This window comes from Acrocarpospora pleiomorpha, assembly GCF_009687885.1.
In the GTDB taxonomy this organism is placed as follows: domain Bacteria; phylum Actinomycetota; class Actinomycetes; order Streptosporangiales; family Streptosporangiaceae; genus Acrocarpospora; species Acrocarpospora pleiomorpha.
The window spans coordinates 85786-103301 of record NZ_BLAF01000005.1; the positions used below are offsets into that span (position 1 = coordinate 85786).

Consider the following 17516-nt stretch of genomic DNA (forward strand, 5'->3'; position numbering starts at 1 on the left):
CGCAGATTCGTCTGCCGGAACGCCGCCTGCTCGCGGCGGACCTTTGTTGAGCAGGTTCTTTGTCCGGCCATCACGGGCGAAATGTCGTGAGAAATGTGTCGAAGTAGGAGCGGGCGGCTTCCCAGTTGCTTTCGGGGACCTGCCAGTAGAGGGCGTAGCAGTCGTCGCCGATCCGGAAGGCGCGGTCGATGACACGCTGCCGCCCGGCGGAGGTGGCGAAGGTGAACTCCCAGTCGGCGGCGGCCACGCCCCGGTATTCCGCGGGTTCGATGCTGATCTTCTCGTACTTCGGCAGCAGGCCCTTCGCGGTGGAGTTGCGCTCCACCGTCTCCAGGGCGGCCACGGGGTCGCTCTCCTCCCAGGGCGTGAGGTCGACCTGGAGGTAGCCGGGCATGGCCGGGCCCCGGAACCGGACCCGGGCGGCGTTCGGCACCCGCTCGGCCTTCCACCCCCGCGGCAGCGCGATCGCGAAGCCGAGCTCGTCCCGGTAGGACCGCCAGCCCGGCGGGAGACGGTTCACGGGCGATGCCGAGGGAGCGGAGGTCGCCGTCTCCCTGGGCGTCTCTGTGGGCGTCTCCACGGGCGTCCCTGTGGCCGTCACGTGGGATGTCGCGGCGGCGGTCTCCGTCGGGGTCCCGTCGATGGTCTCCGTGGGGGTGTCCGCGGTGGGCAGCGTGATGACGCCGGATCCCGGATCACCCGCGAGCTGCTGGTACCCGAACCACCCGGCCACGCCCAGCGCGACGACGAGCACGGGAACCAGCACGAAACCAATCAAACGTTTGTTCGATGACGCTGGGCGCGGCTGGGTCGGCACCGGCGGGACGCCCCATTCGCCGCCGCCCCAGGAGCCCGCCCCGGCCTGCGGCCACCCGGCCTGCGACCACCCGCCCGGCGGTCCGGTCGGACCAGGAGTCGCACCAGGAGTCGCACCAGGAGTCGCACCAGGGCCCCACGGAGGCGGCGTTTGAGGCGGCCCAGCCGGTACCGGGGTCTGTGGCGACATAAGTGACATAGGCGACATAGACGGATTGGTTCCGGAAGCTGCCTGCTTCAGGAGTTCCTGCGCCTCCACGGCGTCGATCCGCCGGCCGGGCTCCTTGCGCAGCAACCCCTCGATCACCGAGGTCAGCGGCCCCGCCCGGCGCGGCATATCGGGCTGGCTGTGCAGGATGGCCGCCATGCTGGCGATCGGCGTGCCCCGGTCGTACGGCGAGCGCCCCTCCACCGCCGCGTAGATCGTCGCACCCAGCGACCAGAGATCCGACTCCGGCGTGGCGGGCTGCCCCATCAGGCGCTCCGGCGGCATGAACGCGGGCGTCCCCGTGATGCTCCCGGTCATCGTGAGCCCCGGGTCCTCCGTCATGGTCGCGATGCCGAAATCGGTGAGCACCACCCGGTTGTCGCCGCTGAGCAGCACGTTCTCGGGTTTCACGTCGCGGTGCAGGACGCCGGCGGCGTGTGCCGTACACAGCGCGTCCAGGATCTGCAGCCCCATGGCGGCGGCGCGTTCGGGGATGAGCGGCCCGTGCTCGCGCAGGACCTGGCCGAGCGAGCGGGCCTGGACCAGCTGCATGACGATCCAGGGGCGGTCGTCCTCCTCGATCACGTCGTGCACCACGACCACGTTCGGATGCGAGAGCCGCCCGGCGGCCCTGGCCTCGCGGATCGTCCTGCGGTTGAAGGCGACCCGGTCATCCTCGCTCAGCGCGGTGTACAGCACCTCCTTGATCGCGACGGCCCGGTCGAGCAGGTCGTCGTGGGCACGCCAGACCACGCCCATGCCGCCCCTGCCGATGGGTTCGAGCAGCTGGTACCTGCCCGCCAGGCGACGCGCTTCGTCCAACGCAACCCCCTCCGGGACGAAAGGCTACTTGTCCGGCTTGAAGGTGGCCGTGAACGTCTCGAAGTAGTGGAAGTACTTCTTCCAGTCCGAGTCGCGGGTCTTCCAGAAGATCGCGTACCCGTGCTTCTTGTCGGTGACGAACCCGCGGTTCATGACGTGGCCGGTCGAGCCGCCGGGCTCCCAGGTGAACTCCCAGTCGGCGGCCTCGTCGAAGTAGTCCACCGACTCGATCTTGATCCGCTTGTAGCCGGGCCAGTTGCCCACGCTCCCCCGCTCCTGCTCCTTCCAGTCCTTCACCGCGTCCTTCCTCGGCGAGCTGGTGAACCCGATCTGGAGGTACGCCCCCTCCAGCGGCCCCCGGAAGAACACGCCCATGCTGTTGCGATTGTCCTGCTTCCAGCCCTTGGGGAGGGCCAGCGAGAAGCCGCTGCTGTCCTTGTAGCGCTTCCAGCCGTCCGGAAGCGCGTCCCCGGATGATTCGGGCTTGGGCGACTCGGCCGCCTTGGAGGGTTCGGCTGAGGGCTTTTCAGCGGTCGGCTCCGCGCTGCCCGACGGCGGGGCGGAGCTCGGGGGCGCGGACCCGGCGGCGGTGGCCGCCGGAGAGCCGCCCTCGTCGTCGGCCTGCTGAGCCCCCAGCCAGACGCCCACACCCGCGATGAGCAGCAGCACGGGCACGATCACCAGCGCCGCCCTGACCGCCAGGGGCCGCCGCTCCGGCGGGTTGATGTTCCAGTCCGGATACGACACGGGCAGCTTCGACCGCGCGGTGTCGGCCCCGTCGCCGGCGCTCCAGCTCGGCTCGGCCGGCGGCTCCTCCTCGCGCTTCCATTCCGCCGGTACGGCCCGAGCCCCCGTCTCCACCGGATACGGGTCCTTCCGGACGGCGGCGGCCGGGACCGGGCTGCGCCTCGGCGTCTCCTCCCGATCCGCGGCCTCCTCGGGTTCGACCTGGGGCTTCGGCTCGGGTTTCGGCTCGGGCTTGGGTTTGGGCTTGGGCACCGGCTTGGGCGTCGGCTTGGGCACCGCCAACGATCGCGGCGGCTCGGCGCGCTTGGGTTCCGGCCGCTGCGGCGGGACCGGCGCCTCGACCGGCAGTTCGACCGGACCGGTGTCGGCCTCGCTCGCCTTGACCGCCTGGAAGGCCTTGGTGGGCGGGGGTTCGGTCTTGGCGCGGCGCAGCAGCCGGACCGTCTCGTCGTAGCTCGGGCGGTCGCCGGGCTCCTTGACCAGGAGCCGGTCCAGGACCACGCCCAGGCGGCCCGCGTGCACGGCGGGGTCGGGCTGGTCGTTCAGCACGGCGTGCATGGTCGCCATCGCCATGCCCTTGTCGTGCGGTGGGCGCCCCTCCACGGCCGCGTAGAGGGTCGCGCCCAGCGACCACAGGTCCGACTCGCGCTGGGCGGGACCGCCGCGTAACCGTTCCGGCGCGATGAACGCGGGGGTGCCCACGAGCCCGGTCCTGGTCATCGTCGAGTCGGTCTCCACCCGGGCGATGCCGAAGTCGGTCAGGACCACCCGGCCGTCCTCGGTGAGCAGAACGTTCTCCGGCTTTACGTCCCGGTGCAGCACCCCCTGGCCGTGCGCGGCGCGCAGCGCGTCCAGGACCTGCAGCCCGATGTCGGTGACCCGGGCGGGCGGCAGCGGCCCGTCCTCGCGGATCACCTGCCCGAGCGAGCGGGACTCCACCAGCTGCATGATGATCCAGGGACGGCCGTCCTCCTCGATCACATCGTGCACCACGACCACGTTCGGGTGGGTGAGCCGCCCGGCGGCTCTGGCCTCCCGCATGGTCCGGCGGTTGAGCTCCTCCAGCTCGTCGCCCATGGCGCTGTCGTACCTGACCTCTTTGACGGCGACCGTGCGGTCCAGCAGCTCGTCGTGGGCCTTCCACACGATGCCCATGCCTCCCCGGCCGATGGGCTCGATCAGTTGGTACCGGCCTCCGACGAGTCGGCCTTCCGCGTTCGACATCCACACCCCTCTCGAAACCCAAGAATCGTCCCACGGATGGCAAATGGATCAAACGAGAGACCACTGCCCTAATCCTGCGATGTGAGACAGAACATTCTCAGGCCGGGGGAACCGGGTCAGCTGAGCGTATCCGGTGCGGGCCGGGCCGCGGGCTCGGCAGCGCGCTCGCTTAAGGCACGGCGCATGCCCACCACGCGCCAGCCGACCGCGATGGCGATCGCGAGCACGGGGATCAGGAAGAAGGCGACCCGCTGGTCGGGGTCCGCGAACGGCATCAGCACCAGGATCAGCGCCAGGAAGGCGAGGCCGACCCAGTTGCTGACCGGCGAGCCCGGCATCCGGAAGGACGGGCGCTCGATCTCGCCGCGCAGGCAGGCCTCGCGCAGTTTGATCTGGCAGTAGAGGAATGTCCCCCAGGTCGTGATCACGCCGAGCGAGGAGACGGCGATCGCGATGTTGAACGCGCGCCCGGGAAGGAAGTAGTAGAGCGCCACCCCGGCGAGCAGGACGACGGCGGTGAACACGATGCCGCCGGCGGGCACCTGCCGCCTGCTCATCGCCCCCGTGAACGCCGGGGCCTCGCCCTTGAGCGCCATCGAACGCAGGATGCGGCCGGTCGCGTACAGCCCGGAGTTGCACGACGACATGGCGGCGGTGATCACCACGAGGTTCATCACGTCACCCGCCCCCGCGAATCCGATGTGGGAGAAGACGGTGACGAACGGTGATTCGCCCGCGCTGTAGGCCGTCCACGGCAGCACCATGGCGAGCAGGATCACCGACCCCACGTAGAACACCGCGATCCGCCACATCACGCTGTTGACGGCCCTCGGCATGACCTTGCGCGGCTCCTTGGTCTCCCCGGCCGTGATGCCGACCATCTCGATCGCCGAGTACGCGAACACGACCGCCTGCAAACTCACCAGAACCGGGCCGAACCCCGTGGGAAAGAACCCCCCGTGCGTGACCAGGTTCCCGGCCCCCGCGCCGTTGACCGAGAACAGCACGAGATAGAGCCCGACCACCAGGAACGTGATGATCGCCATGACCTTCAGCAGCGCGAACCAGAACTCCAGCTCGCCGAACAGCCGCACCGAGACCAGGTTGACCGTCAGGACCAGGCCCAGCGCGATCAGCGCGGTGAGCCAGCGGGGAAAGTCGGGCGCCCATTTCGCGATGTAGATGGCGACGGCCGTCAGCTCGGCCACGCCGGTGGCGGCCCAGTTCACCCAGTACATCCAGCCGGTGGCGAACCCCGCCCACGGCCCGATGAACGTCGTCGCGTACTCCACGAAAGAGCCTGAGACCGGTCGGTACAGGACGAGTTCTCCGAGGGCGCGCATCACGAGAAAGGCGGCCACGCCCGCCAGCGCGTACGAGATGATCAGGCCGGGACCGGCGGCGGCGAGCCTGCCGCCGGCGCCCAGGAAGAGCCCGACGCCGATCGCCCCGCCGATCGCGATCATCTGCACCTGGCGGTTCCCGAGCGCGTGCTTGTAGCCCTCGCCGGTCTCGCCTCTGGTCTTCTCGTCCACCCGGACATCTCCCCCCGAAGATCGTGGCCACGCTACCGGCCAACTCCTGGGGTCCCTGCCAGCCACTCCTAAATATGGGGATTCCTTTGGACAATCGCGGTGAAAACGCTCAGCCCACGTTGAGGCGGAAATAGGGGATCAGGGAGCGCAGCACGACGGCCGCGTGCCAGGCGGCGGTCGCCTGCTGGCTGTCGTCCTTCCGTTGATCGTCCTTCCGCTGGTCGGCGTTGTCGCTGATGCCGCGCACCACGGCCCAGCCGCGGACCGGGCTCGACCGCTCCCGCTCGTGGAAGGCCTGGGCGAGCCCGCCCGCCTCCATGTCGACCGCCAGGATCTTGTCGTTGACCGCGCGCAGGTGGTGGACGATCTCCGAATCCGCGTCGGCGATCACGGCCTCGCCGGAGCCGATCGGGCCGTGCAGGACCCGGTGGCCGCGGGAGACGCCGCGGGCGTCGGCGGTCTGGAAGCGCGCCGGATCGCCGTAGTCGGTGAAGAAGCAGTTCACCGCGTGGGTGATGGTGGCGGGGGAGGACTGCTCCGAGGTTCGGCGGCGGATCTCGAAGGCGGTTTCCTTGCGCAGGTCGTAGTAGACCACCTCGGTGGAGACGGCGACGTCGCCGATCGCGATGTGCGGGTTGACCCCGCCCGCGATGCCGCTGATGACCACGATCTCCGGCGCGTACTGCTGGACCAGCCGGGTGAACGCCATGACGGCGGAGCGCTGCCCCTGGCTGTGGGCGCGCAGCGCGGCCACCCGCGTGGAGGTGCCCCTGACGTGCACGGTGCCCTCGTAGAAGGGCGTGCCGCCGGTCATCGCCAGGGTCAGGTCGAGCACGTCGCGCACCGCGCCCATCTCGACCGGCAGGATCGTGATCACCCCGATGTCCGCCTGGCGCTCCGGGCGGGGATCGGCCCGGGGCCCGGTGGAGGTCTGGACGGTCGCCCCCGTGCCGACCGCCGACCCCGTGATGTTCGCGGTACCACCGCCGATGACGATGCCGCTGTTGGTGCTGACGTCGCCGTTCACCGCGCGCTCCTCACGCTCGCTATTCCTCGAAGGTGGTGCCGCCGGCGTGGACCCGGGCGTTGGCCCCGACAGCCGACTGGTTCATGTCGATCTTGCCGCCCATGTTGAGCACACCCAGGTTGTTGATGATGCTCGCGGCCCCGCGCCGGAACGACACGGGATCGAGCCCCGCCGACGCCAGGAACTCCTCCGTCGCCGTGAGCAGCAGCCGCTCGATGATCTTCAAGTGATCCTGGATCAAGGTCTCGTCCAGACGCGCGTCTGCCCACGGGACGCTCGCCCAGTCCTCCCGGACGCTGCGCCGCGTGCCTATTGTCCCCCCACGCCGGGGCACCAGCGTACGATCCCGCCCCGCCAGTATCGCCCCGATCACCAGCCCCGGCGCCGCCACCAGCCGCCACACCCCGGCCACCTGGCCGGGCAGCTCGCCCACCCCGCGCGCGACGGCCCGCACGACCGCTCCGGGCCCGTTCTCCGCGTACGCCTCGACCTGCTGGAACTCCGGCGGCGTACGGGTGAGCGCGCAGGTGACCAGTTCCAGGCTGAGCGTGCGCGCCTTGACCGTGGCCCGCAGGAACACCGTGACGACGACCTCCTCGGCCACGTGTGTGGTGATCTCCAGGAAGTGCCGCACCCGGCCGAAGGGGTTGTCGACGACCGTGTCGATCTCCTCCTGGCCGGGCCGGATCCGCAGGAAGTCCCGGTCGCCGAGCACGTCCTCCTCGGCGACGTAGAGCCGGTCGCGGAGCTCGAAGCCGGGCAGCTCGGCCAGGGGTTCCAGGACGTCCTTGAGCCGGGCGACCAGCGCGGAGGCGCGCACGTGCGGGGTTTCGTCCGGCTGGAGCGCGTCGGCTCGTTTCAGCGGGACCCCCATCGCCCACCGGTGGACCAGCTTGCCGCTGCCCACGAAGAGCTTGTCGGCGCCGGTCCGCCGGTAGACGACGTAGGGGTACCGCTGCTGCCGGTCGATCTCGTGCAGGCGCGGGCCCCCGCGCCGCACCCGCATCGAGCTCGCCCAGTAGGTCTGGTTGAGCGCCTGCTGCCGCAGCCCGCCCGCGAGGCCCGCCACCACGGCCAGCAGGATCCCCATGCCGCCGGCCGTCCGCCCCAGCTCCCCGAGCGGCGTCCGCACGGCCTGGGCCACCACGGGCGGGACGAGCGCGAACAGCAGGCAGCCGGTCACGCCGAGCCGCAGGAGCCGCGTCCGCCCCGGCGTCACCTCGCCGCGGCGCGGCCGACGGTGTTCCCGCGCCTTGACGGCCCCGCGGACGGTCAGCCGGGCCAGGCCCCAGAAGCCGAGCCCCCCGGCCACCACGATCGTCGCCGGGGCGTTCCTGGCGAAGCAGGCGGCCAGCAGGCCGAGCAGCGCGACCTGCTGACCGGTCTCCAGCACCCAGGCCCGCCAGGCGTGCCGTACGACCGGGACGAGGTCGAACCCGTAGGAGGGCGCGATCCGGTGCTTGCTGTCGTTGTGGACCTCGCGGAGGACGTTCCCGCGGAATTCCCGATCGAGGTAGGTTCCCGCGCAGAGGTGGCGGGTGGTGGCGTCGAGCCGGAACGCGGTGAGGTCCCGGCCTGCCGGAATGTGGGCCATAGTGCCCCCCGCAGACTATTAAGGTAAGGATGACCTTAATACGCGGAAGGGCTTTTGGTCAAGTTGACGTTTAGTAGGGTGGAGCGGTGATCGGTACGACCGGGCATGACCCGGAGGTGTCCCTGCTGGCCGTGACCGTGGACTTGGTGATCTTCACGGTTCGTGGGGATGAGCTGCACATTCTGGTCATAGAACGGGGGAATGCGCCATTCCTGGGGGTCATGGCACTGCCTGGGGGATATGTGCGGCCGGGGGAGACGCTCGATGAGGCCGCGGAGCGGGAGTTGCGCGAGGAGACCTCCCTCGATGGGAGCGCTCTCCATCTGGAACAGCTGCGCGCCTACAGCGAACCGGAACGCGACCCGCGCGGGCGCGTGATCACCGTCGCCTACCTGGCGCTCGGCCCGGATATGCCGCCGCCGGTGGCGGGGACCGACGCGCGGGAGGCCGTCTGGGTGCCGGTCGCCTCGATCCTCGGGGGAGGTACCGAGCTTGCCTTCGACCACGCCACGATCCTGCGAGATGCGCTCGAGCACGCCAGATCGCAGCTGGAGCACACCACGGTCGCGGCCAGGTTCTGCCCCGAGCCGTTCACGGTGGGCGAGCTGCGCCGGATCTACGAGGTGGTGTGGGGGTTCAAGCTCGACCCCAGCAACTTCCGCAGGAAGATGACACGCGCGGAGGCGTTTCTGGAGCCCACCGGGGAGCAGCGGTTCCCCGACGTGGGCCGGCCGGCGGCGCTGTACCGGCGCGGCAGCGCGCGTTTCCTGGTCCCGCCGCTGCTGCGCACCGCCGCTTCGCACGATGACGCCCGCGTTCACCCTGGGTGACGACATATTCGGGTTCGGTGACGCCTTGTGTTACGTTGACGCTGCATGCGCTCCCCCTGGTCGTTTCATGGTCGGCGAGGGGAACTGCGATGGCGCGGGTTGGCGCTGCGGGCGGGCTGGCGTTGTGCGGGGCGGTCGGCGGGCTGCTGGCGGCCGCGGTGGCGGTGCCGGCGGTGGTCGGGGCCGGTGTCGTCGGCAACGCCACGGCCGAGACGTTCACCGAGCTGCCACCGCCGCCCCGGGAGGAGCCGCTGCCCGAGCTCACCCGGATCCTGGACAAGAACGGCAAAAAGATCGCCCAGTTCTACTACCAGAACCGCAGATCCATCCCGATCGGCCAGGTCTCCCGGCCGATGCGCAACGCCATCATCGCCATCGAGGACGCGCGCTTCTACGAGCACGCCGGGCTTGACGTCAAGGGCACCCTGCGCGCGCTGGTGGCCAACGCCCAGGCGGGCGGCATCAAGCAGGGCGGCAGCTCGCTGACCCAGCAGCTGGTGAAGAACATCCTGGTCAACCGGGCCGAGTCGGAGCGGGACCGGGACTCCGCCCGGGTGCAGAGCATCCGCCGCAAGCTCGCCGAGCTGCGCTACGCGCTGTCCCTGGAGGAGGTCTACACCAAGGACGAGATCCTGGAGCGCTACCTGAACATCGCCTACTTCGGCGCGGGGGCGTTCGGCGTGCAGGCCGCCGCGCAGCGGTTCTTCGGCGTGGACGCGGCCCGGCTCACGCTCGTTCAGGGGGCGACGCTGGCGGGGGCGGTGCGCACGCCGTACTGGACTGATCCGTCGCTGGGGAAGGAGCAGCAGGCGCGGCTGCTGGAGCGGCGGAACCTGGTGCTCGAACGGATGGAGCAGCTGCGCATGGCGACGCCGCAGGAGGCGGCGCGGGCCAAGGCGGAGCCGCTCGGCCTGCGCATGCAGGCCGAGGGGGGCGGCTGCGGGGCGAGCCGGTTCCCGTACTTCTGCGCGTACGTCCAGGCGGAGATGCTGACCAGCTCCGCCTTCGGCTACTCCAAAGCCGACCGGGAGCGGCGGCTGCAGCGCGGCGGCCTGACCCTGCGCACCACCCTCGATCCGATCGCCCAGGAGGCCGCGGAGCGGGCCATCTCCGCCCGGGTCGCGCCCAAGGACACCGAGGTGGCCGCCGAGGCCATGATCCAGCCGGGCACCGGCCAGATCCGCGCGCTGGCCGCCAGCAAGCACTACGGCCGCAACCCCAACCGGGCGACCAGCATCAACCTGCCCGCCGACCGGGAACACGGCGGCGGCATGGGCTTGCAGGCCGGGTCCACCTTCAAGATCTTCACGCTGGCCACCGCGCTGGCCAAGGGCTGGCGGTTCGGGCAGGGGTTCAACACCCCGGGCGCGTACGTCCCCTCGGAGGGGTTCACCAACTGCGCGGGCGACAAGGTCAACGCCCCCAACGCCACGATCTACAACGCCAGCGGCGAGGGCAAGGGCGGCCCCTACAGCCTGGAGCTCGGCACCTGGAAGTCCTCCAACATCTTCTACATGATGCTGGAGCGGGACGTCGGCCTGTGCGACGTGGTGAAGACCGCGCGGGCGCTGGGCGTCAAGCGGGCCGACGGCGGGCCGCTGGCCGAGGTGCCCACGTTCACGCTCGGCGTCAACGAGATGGACCCGCTCACCGTGGCCGCCGCCTACGCCACGTTCGGCGCGCGCGGGCGCTACTGCCGCCCTGTCGCGATCACCGAGATCATCGAGCGGGACGGGCGCAAGGTGAGCGTGCCGCCGAGTTGCTCGCAGGCGATCGAGAAGCCGGTGGCCGACGCGGTCAACCGGGTGTTGTCGGGGGTGTTCACGCAGGGCACCATGCGGGGCCAGTCGATCGGGCGGCCCGCCGCCGGGAAGACCGGCACCAACAACAGCTACACCTCGGCCTGGTTCGCCGGGTACACGCCGGATCTGGCGGCGGCGGTGAGCGTGGGGGACATCCGGGGGTCGTACAAGTATCCGCTGACCGGGGTGCAGATCGGGGACTCCTACTACGGCTCGGTGCAGGGGGCGTCGCTGCCGGGGCCGATCTGGGTGGACTCCATGCAGTCGGCGCTGCGCGAGACCGCTGCGACCTCCTTCGTGGCGCCGGACATGTGGCGGTTCGGCGGTGGTTACACGCCGGGGTTGAAGGAGCTCATCAAAGCCCAGGAGCGGCAGGAACGGCGGCGGGAGCGGCGCGCCCGCGAACGCGACGAATTCGGCGATTACCCCTACGAGGATTACGGGGACTACTTCGACGAGCCTGACACCCGTAGCAACCCCGACAACCGCGACACCCGTGGCAACCCTGACACCCGCGCCAACCCCGGCGGCCGTGGTGACGCCGGAAACGCCGGGGGCTGGTGACACGGGAACGGTCCGGCCGGTCCAGCGGCCGGACCGTTCCCGCGATCAGCCTCGGCGGATCTTCAGGCCGAGCGAGGTGAACTGGTCGAACGGGCGGTGGTAGCCGCGCTCGATGTGGTTGACGCCGCGCAGCGTCGAGGTGCCGTCGGCCACGGCCGCGGCCAGCACCGCCGAGAACCCGGCCCTGATGTCCGGCAGCGTCACGTCCGCGCCGCGCAGCTTGGACACCCCGCGCACCACCGCCGAATGTTTGGCGTTGGTGTCGTGGTAGCGGCAGGCGGGCCCGCCCAGGCACTGCGCGAACACCTCGATCTCGCAGCCCATCTTCTGCAGCGCCGGCACATACACCAGGCGGTTCTCGAAGACCGTCTCGTGCAGCACCGACATGCCCTCGGCCCGGGTGAACAGCACCATCAGCGGCGTCTGCCAGTCGGTCATGAACCCGGGATGGGTGTCGGTCTGCACGGCCGCCGCGCGCAGCCCGTCGGGGGCGGAGGCGGTCAGCCAGTCGTCGGTGATGTCGAACCGCGCCCCCATCCGGGCCAGCGTGGTGATCGCGGTCACCAGCCGGTCCTGCGGGCAGCCGTGCACCCGCACCTCGCCCCCGGTGACCAGGCCGGCCACCAGATACGAGAAGGCCTCGATCCGGTCCCCGGCCAGCCAGGTGGACGCGCCGCGCAGCCGCTCCACGCCCTCGATCACGATCCGCCGGTCCGGGCTGAGCTCGATCATCGCGCCCATGCGCTGCAGGAACAGCGCCAGCTCGACCACCTCGGGCTCCATCGCGGCGCCCTTGATGACCGTCTTGCCCTCGGCCAGCACGGCCGTCATCAGGATCGTCTCGGTGGCGCCGACGCTCGGATACGGCAGCGTGATCCGGGTGCCGTGCAGCCGGGTCGCCTTCGCGGTGATGCCGTTCTCGTCCTCGATGATCTCCGCGCCCATCGAGCGCAGCGCTTCCAGGTGGAAGTTGACCGGCCGCCGCCCGATCGGGTCGCCGCCCACCATCGGGACGAACGCCTCGCCCGCCAGGTGCAGCAGCGGGCCCAGCATGAGGATCGGGATGCGGTTGAGCCCCGTGTACTTCTCCGGCACCCGGGGACGGATCTCCGGGCCCTGCTCGATGGTGATCTCCCCGTCGGTGATCTCCACGTGGATGCCGAGCGCTTCCAGCATGGCGGCCGTGAGGCCGACCTCGCCGACCTCGGGGGCATTGTGCAGCGTGCTCGGGCCGGTGCCCAGCATCGCCGCGACCATGTGCTTGGAAACCGCGTTCTTGGACCCTCGGACCTCGACGTCCCCCCGTAGCGGGCCGGAGGGTTCGATATGCCACGCCTCTTCGTTCACGGAGCAATGCTAACGGCGGGCGGACCCGGCGGGGCAGCACGGAAGACGACGCGTCGGCGGGCCCGTGGGATCCGCGCGGGATCTCTGTACTATCGGGACGGTGCGGCAGTTCAAGTACTTCGCGGGAACCGTCCTGGTGCTGGCGGTTCTGGGGGCGGGCGCGGGGCTCGCGTGGTCGGCCCTGGCGCCGCGCACCCGGTACGCGCTCGTCGAGGGCCGGTGGCTGCTCGCCGACCCGAACACCCAGACGCTGATCGCCGCCGACGGCTGGTTCGCGCTCATCGCCGCCGCGTTCGGCCTGGTCTGCGGCCTGGTCGCGTACCGTTTCTCGGGCGAGCACGCCATCGCCTCGGTGGCCGGGCTGGGCGTGGGCGGGATCGCCGGCGGCCTGGTCGCCTACCTGATCGGCTCCTCCACGGCCGGCGAGGTCGTGCAGGCCGCCGCGGCGGGCGGGTTCGCCACCCAGGACCGGCTGGGGCTGACCGCCTTCGGGGTGATCATGTTCTGGCCGGTGGTGGCCGCGGGCACGTTCTGGGCGCTGGAGTTCGCGATCACCTACCGGGAACGCCGGGAGTCGTGACCCGGCCGAATCCGGTGGCCCGCTCGAACGCGTGGCCCAGGCGCAGCACGTCCAGGTCGGCCCACGGGCGGCCGATGATCTGCACGCCGACCGGCAGGCCCGCCGAGGTGAAGCCGCAGGGCACCGAGAGCGCGGGCCCGCCGAGCACGCTGATCCAATAGCAGGAGCGCATCCAGGCCAGGTAGTCCGGCATCCGCTGCCCGTTGATCTCCGTGACGTACGGCTGGCCGACCGGGAACGGCGGGACCTGGCTGACCGGGGCCACCAGGAAGTCGTACCGGTCGAAGAAGGCGTTCATGCGGTGATAGAGGGCGGTGCGCAGGCGTTCGGCCCTGGCCAGATCCTCGCCGGTGACCTTGCGGCCCTGCTCGACGTTCCACGCCACGTTCGGGCCGACGCCCGCCAGGTCGCCGAAGTTGAGCGCGTAGTACCAGGAGCGGTAGATCCGGAACGCGTCCTCGGCGCCGTCCAGGTCCGGGTCTTCGTGCTCGACGGTCGCGCCCAGGCCGGTCAGCACGCCGACCGCGTCCGCCGTCACCCTGGCCGTCTCGGTGTCGACCAGCAGGCCGCCCAGGTCCGGGCTGAACGCGATCCTGGTCCCGGCGAAGTCGCGGTCGAGGGAAGCCGCGAAGAGGTCGCCGCCCTCCCGGACGGCGAGCGGGGAGACCGGGTCGAAGCCGGCGATGGCGGTCATGAACAGGGCCACGTCGGCGACCGTGCGGGCCATCGGCCCGGAGACCCCCAGCGTGTACCAGGCGGCCGTGGCCGACTTCGCGGGCACCCGGCCCGGGGTGGGGCGCAGGCCGACGATGTTGCAGAAGGAGGCCGGGTTGCGCAGCGAGCCGCCCATGTCGGAGCCGTCGGCCAGCGCCAGCATGCCGGTGGCCAGGGCGGCGGCGGCGCCTCCGCTGCTGCCCCCGGCGGACTTGCCCAGATCGTACGGATTGCGGGTGGCCCCGAACACCTCGTTGACGGTGTGCGACCCGGTCCCGAACTCGGGCGTGTTGGTCTTGCCCAGCATCACCCCACCGGCCGCCCGCACCCGCGTCACCAGCAGGTCGTCCTCCTCCGGCACGTGCTCGGCGAACACCGGCGAACCGTAGGTGGTGCGCACCCCCGCCGTGTCCACCAAGTCCTTGTGCCCGACCGGAAGCCCGTGCAGCGGCCCCCGCCAGGGCCCCGCGTCCAGCTCGGCCGCCTGCTTGAGCGCCCGGTCGGCGACCAGCGTGACGATCGCGTTGACCGCCGGATTCACCGCCTCGATCCGCCGCAGATGCGCCTCGGTCACCTCGGCCGCGCTCACCTGCCTGCCGCGCAGCAACTCCGACAACTCCACCGCGGACGCCTCGTGCAACGTGCTCATCCGCCCATAGTGCCAGCGGTAGGGTGCTCTGGTGCTTCCCGACCACCTCTTCCAGCCGCTCGACCTGGACCGGGCCCTCGACCGGGCGTACGACCGGGGGGAGGAGCGGGCCGCCTGGGACCTGCTGGCCGACGCGCTGCTGGACCCGAGGGCGCGCGGCGACGCGGGGCTGCGGGCCTATGTCGAGGTGCTCGTGGACGAGTACACGCTGGACGGCTGGGAGCGCGACACCCTGGCGGTGCTGGGCGAACTCGCGGACGCCGAGCCCGGGTTGCGGGGGGCGCTGCGGCTGCCGATGGCGGAACTGCACGCGCAGCTCGGCGAACAGGAGTCGGCGCTGCGGCTGCTGCGGGCCCGGCAGCGGGAGCTGGCCGGGCTGCCGGAGGCTGACCGGGACGAGGAGTTCTATCCGGCGGCGGCCATGGTCGCCGGTGCCGCCGATCCGCGGTTCGCCCGGGCGCTGCTGGACGAGGGGCTGGCGCTGGCGATGGGCCTGCGCCGCCCGGAGGCGACCGTGCGCTACCTGAGCCTGCTGCGCAACCGGTTCGGGGGCGCGCAGGACCCGGCCGTCGCGGCTTATCTGGCCGGGTCGGCCGAACCGGAGCCGGAACGGCCGCGTCCGGTTCAGCCGGAGATGGCGCGCAAGCCCACGGTGCGGATGCCGTACCCGCCCGGGGCGGATCTCAAGGCGCTGGAGAAGGGCTTCCGGGAGGCCGACCTGGAGGCGAGGGTGGCGGTGGTCAGGATCGCCGCGGGCGGGTCCGTGGAGGATGCCGATCCGGCGGGTGACCTTGCCTGGCCGCCCGGGCGCAACGATCCCTGCTGGTGCGGGAGCGGGCGCAAGTACAAGAAATGTTGCGGGTCGCCGGTCTAGCCGCGGGAGATCGGGGCGGTGACCGCCTGGGTGAGCCGGACCAGGTTGCCGGGCGCGGTCTCGATCTGCAGGCCGCGCCGCCCGGCCGAGAAGTAGATCGTGTCGAAGCCGAGCGCCGACTCGTCCACCACGGTGGGCAGCCGCTTGCGCTGGCCGAGCGGGCTGATGCCGCCGACCACGTAGCCGGTCACCCTCTCCACCTTGGCGGCCTCGGCCATGGCCGCCTTCTTGCCCTTCAGCGCCGCCGCGAACGCCTTCAGGTCGAGCTTGCCCGCCACCGGCACGACCGCGACCGCGAGCCCGGCCTCGGTCTCGGCCACCAGCGTCTTGAAGATCCGCTCGGCGGGCACTCCGAGCGCGTTCGCGGCCTCCTCGCCGTACGCCTCCGCGCTGGGATCATGATCGTACGGATGCAGGATGAACTCCGCCTTCGCCTGGGTGAGGGCCACCGTCGCCGGGGTGCCCTGCCCGCCCTTGGTCTTCGCCACGGCCCTCAGCCTAATGCGGTGGATCCCGCGCCCAGGCAGACGAACCCGGCCGCCGCCACCCCGCCCGCCCGCTCCTGGGCCAGGGCCAGCGCGCTCGCGGCGGGGTGGCCGTCGGCGAGCAGGCCGTGCAGGCCGACCATCAGCGGGGTGGTCTGCGCGTCCGGCACCGGGACCAGGGAGGCGATGATGCAGCGGGTGCCCAGCGCGAGGAAGGTGGCGCTCAGGCCGAGCAGCTCGTCCCCGGCCCTGACCACCGAGCGCCCGCTCTCGCAGGCGGCCAGGATCACCATCCGGGGCGGCTCGGCCAGGCGTTCCAGGTCGTAGACGGTGAGCGGGCCGTCGGCCAGGCTCAGCGCGGAGAACAGCGGGTTGGTCAGGTTGACCCGGCCGTGCGCCGCCAGGTGCGCCAGACCGGCGCCGTCCAGCGCGGCCAGCGCCGCCTCCGCGGTGGCGTCCTCGCCGGTCAGCGCCTTGGCCCCGTGCAGGGCCGCGACCGCGACCGCCTCCTCCCGCGCCCCCGGCAGGCCGGGCCCGGCGACCGCCGACACGTGCCCGCCGCCGTCGCGCCCGCTCGCGGTGTGCCACAGGCTCGCCGACGGCGCGACGCTGACCGCGCGCCCGGCGCACGAGGGGAGCACCGACCAGGGCAGGAACTGCAGCGGACCGGTGGGGATCAGCACCAGCGGCCGGTCTCCGAGCTCGGCCGCCAGCGGCGCGAGCAGCAGCGCGTCCAGCCGGTCGGCGGCGTGCCTGACCATGACGGCGGCGGCGGAGGAGTCGGCCCTGGCCAGCCGCCGCAGCGCGAACGGCAGCCGCTCCACCAGGTCCCTGATCGGCGCCAGCGGGCCCAGCGGGTGCAGCCTGGCCCGGCCCGCGGTCACGGTGACGGCGTGCAGCTGGTCGTCCAGCTGGACGTACTCCACCAGGGCCTGCTCGCCCAGGGACTCGGCCAGCCGCGCCACCGGCGGCGGACCGGCCGCCGGACCGGCCGCGCCGTGCTGCCTGCGGCTGTAGTCCCGGATCTCCCGCTCCAGCGCGGCCTGGCGCTGCACGACCTTCGGGTTCCGGCTGGCCTCCAGGTTGCCCGCCGTGGCCCGCAGCTCGGCCAGCGCCCCGGCCAGCCACGGATCGCCGGGCGGCCTGGCCCGTTTCATCAGCAGATGGCTGGCCCGGCCCTGCTCCGCCCAGGCCAGCACCCGGGCCGCCGCGCCGTGCTCGAAGGCCATCCGCAGCCCGAGCCCGGCCAGCTCGATCCGGAACCCGGACGAGTAGGCGCGCAGGTCCGTCGCCCCCAGCGAGGCGCGGTGCTCGTCCAGGATGCGCAGCGCGGTCCTGATCGCCACCGCCGCCCCCGGCCGGTTGCCCCGCGACAGCCGCAGCAGCGCCTCCGCCTGCCAGGCCCTGACCCGCAGCAGGGCGGGGCCCCGGCGGCGGGCCCGGGCGGCCAGGGCCAGCAGGTCCCGCCCCCGCGCGCGCTGCCCCCGGCTCAGCGCCAGGGCCGCGCCCAGCAGCCTGGTCTCCACCCCGGCCCCGGTCCAGCCGGCCGCGTCCAGGTCACCGGCCAGGGTTTCCACGCGCCGTACGGGGATGCCGTGCTGACCGGCGGCCAGTCGCGAGCGAAGCACTACGAACGATGCCAGTACCCGCCATTCCGGGCGCTGCTGCGCGGCGAACTCGCGGACGGCGCGGCGGGCC

At 71.9% G+C, this 17516-nt stretch carries 13 protein-coding genes; 4 read left to right on the forward strand and 9 right to left on the reverse strand.

Features of this window, described 5'->3' with window-relative positions:
• Window positions 1-70 precede the first annotated feature (70 nt).
• From Aple_RS03280 to Aple_RS03300, 5 genes are all read right to left on the reverse strand, one after another.
• Window positions 71-1846, reverse strand: coding sequence for a serine/threonine-protein kinase (locus Aple_RS03280; RefSeq protein ID WP_155342944.1), 1776 nt, complete (start codon window positions 1844-1846; stop codon window positions 71-73).
• Between the two features lie 24 nt (window positions 1847-1870).
• Window positions 1871-3817, reverse strand: coding sequence for a serine/threonine-protein kinase (locus Aple_RS55430; protein WP_155342945.1), 1947 nt, complete (start codon window positions 3815-3817; stop codon window positions 1871-1873).
• Window positions 3818-3933: 116 nt separating this feature from the next.
• Window positions 3934-5352: an amino acid permease gene (locus tag Aple_RS03290; protein ID WP_246264082.1), complete on the reverse strand. Its 1419-nt coding sequence runs from the start codon at window positions 5350-5352 to the stop codon at window positions 3934-3936.
• Between the two features lie 109 nt (window positions 5353-5461).
• On the reverse strand, window positions 5462-6379 hold the full coding sequence (locus Aple_RS03295) for a 5'-methylthioadenosine/S-adenosylhomocysteine nucleosidase family protein (RefSeq protein WP_155342946.1): 918 nt from the start codon (window positions 6377-6379) through the stop codon (window positions 5462-5464).
• Window positions 6380-6398: 19 nt separating this feature from the next.
• Window positions 6399-7973 carry an AbeC-like domain-containing protein gene (locus tag Aple_RS03300; protein ID WP_155342947.1) on the reverse strand — a complete coding sequence of 525 codons (1575 nt, stop codon included), beginning with the start codon at window positions 7971-7973 and terminating at the stop codon, window positions 6399-6401.
• An 86-nt stretch (window positions 7974-8059) separates the two neighbouring features.
• Between Aple_RS03300 and Aple_RS03305 the strand changes: the two genes are divergently transcribed.
• Both Aple_RS03305 and Aple_RS03310 read left to right on the forward strand, forming a co-directional pair.
• The gene (locus tag Aple_RS03305) at window positions 8060-8803 is read left to right on the forward strand and encodes an NUDIX hydrolase (RefSeq protein ID WP_246264083.1); all 744 of its coding nucleotides are present in this window, start codon (window positions 8060-8062) and stop codon (window positions 8801-8803) included.
• Between the two features lie 89 nt (window positions 8804-8892).
• Window positions 8893-11169, forward strand: a complete 2277-nt coding sequence (locus tag Aple_RS03310; protein WP_155342948.1) for a transglycosylase domain-containing protein — start codon at window positions 8893-8895, stop codon at window positions 11167-11169.
• Window positions 11170-11214: 45 nt separating this feature from the next.
• Here Aple_RS03310 and murA read toward each other — a convergent pair whose 3' ends face one another.
• Window positions 11215-12516: a UDP-N-acetylglucosamine 1-carboxyvinyltransferase gene (murA, locus tag Aple_RS03315; RefSeq protein ID WP_155342949.1), complete on the reverse strand. Its 1302-nt coding sequence runs from the start codon at window positions 12514-12516 to the stop codon at window positions 11215-11217.
• Window positions 12517-12616: 100 nt separating this feature from the next.
• Here murA and Aple_RS03320 point away from each other — a divergent pair, with 100 nt between their 5' ends.
• The gene (locus tag Aple_RS03320) at window positions 12617-13096 is read left to right on the forward strand and encodes a hypothetical protein (protein ID WP_155342950.1); all 480 of its coding nucleotides are present in this window, start codon (window positions 12617-12619) and stop codon (window positions 13094-13096) included.
• Here Aple_RS03320 and Aple_RS03325 read toward each other — a convergent pair.
• Entirely contained in the window at window positions 13068-14459 is a 1392-nt protein-coding gene (locus Aple_RS03325; RefSeq protein ID WP_155342951.1) for an amidase, read from the reverse strand. The genes Aple_RS03320 and Aple_RS03325 overlap by 29 nt on opposite strands.
• A gap of 31 nt (window positions 14460-14490) precedes the next feature.
• On the opposite strand from Aple_RS03325, the gene Aple_RS54185 reads away from it, so the two are divergent.
• Entirely contained in the window at window positions 14491-15333 is an 843-nt protein-coding gene (locus tag Aple_RS54185; RefSeq protein ID WP_246264084.1) for an SEC-C domain-containing protein, read from the forward strand.
• Here the strand turns inward: Aple_RS54185 and ybaK are convergent.
• Window positions 15330-15821: a Cys-tRNA(Pro) deacylase gene (gene ybaK / locus Aple_RS03335; RefSeq protein WP_155342952.1), complete on the reverse strand. Its 492-nt coding sequence runs from the start codon at window positions 15819-15821 to the stop codon at window positions 15330-15332. The genes Aple_RS54185 and ybaK overlap by 4 nt on opposite strands.
• A 5-nt stretch (window positions 15822-15826) precedes the next feature.
• Window positions 15827-17516 (reverse strand): CHAT domain-containing protein (locus Aple_RS03340; RefSeq protein ID WP_170321266.1); only part of this gene is annotated, 1690 nt, incomplete at its 5' end.

Bases quoted from the DNA above. Each gene is read 5' to 3' on its own strand.
- Aple_RS55430 (WP_155342945.1), bottom strand. From the start codon at position 3,817: ATGTCGAACGCGGAAGGCCGACTCGTCGGAGGCCGGTACCAACTGATC.
- Aple_RS03300 (WP_155342947.1), bottom strand. From the start codon at position 7,973: ATGGCCCACATTCCGGCAGGCCGGGACCTCACCGCGTTCCGGCTCGAC.
- Aple_RS03310 (WP_155342948.1), top strand. From the start codon at position 8,893: ATGGCGCGGGTTGGCGCTGCGGGCGGGCTGGCGTTGTGCGGGGCGGTC.
- Aple_RS03325 (WP_155342951.1), bottom strand. From the start codon at position 14,459: ATGAGCACGTTGCACGAGGCGTCCGCGGTGGAGTTGTCGGAGTTGCTG.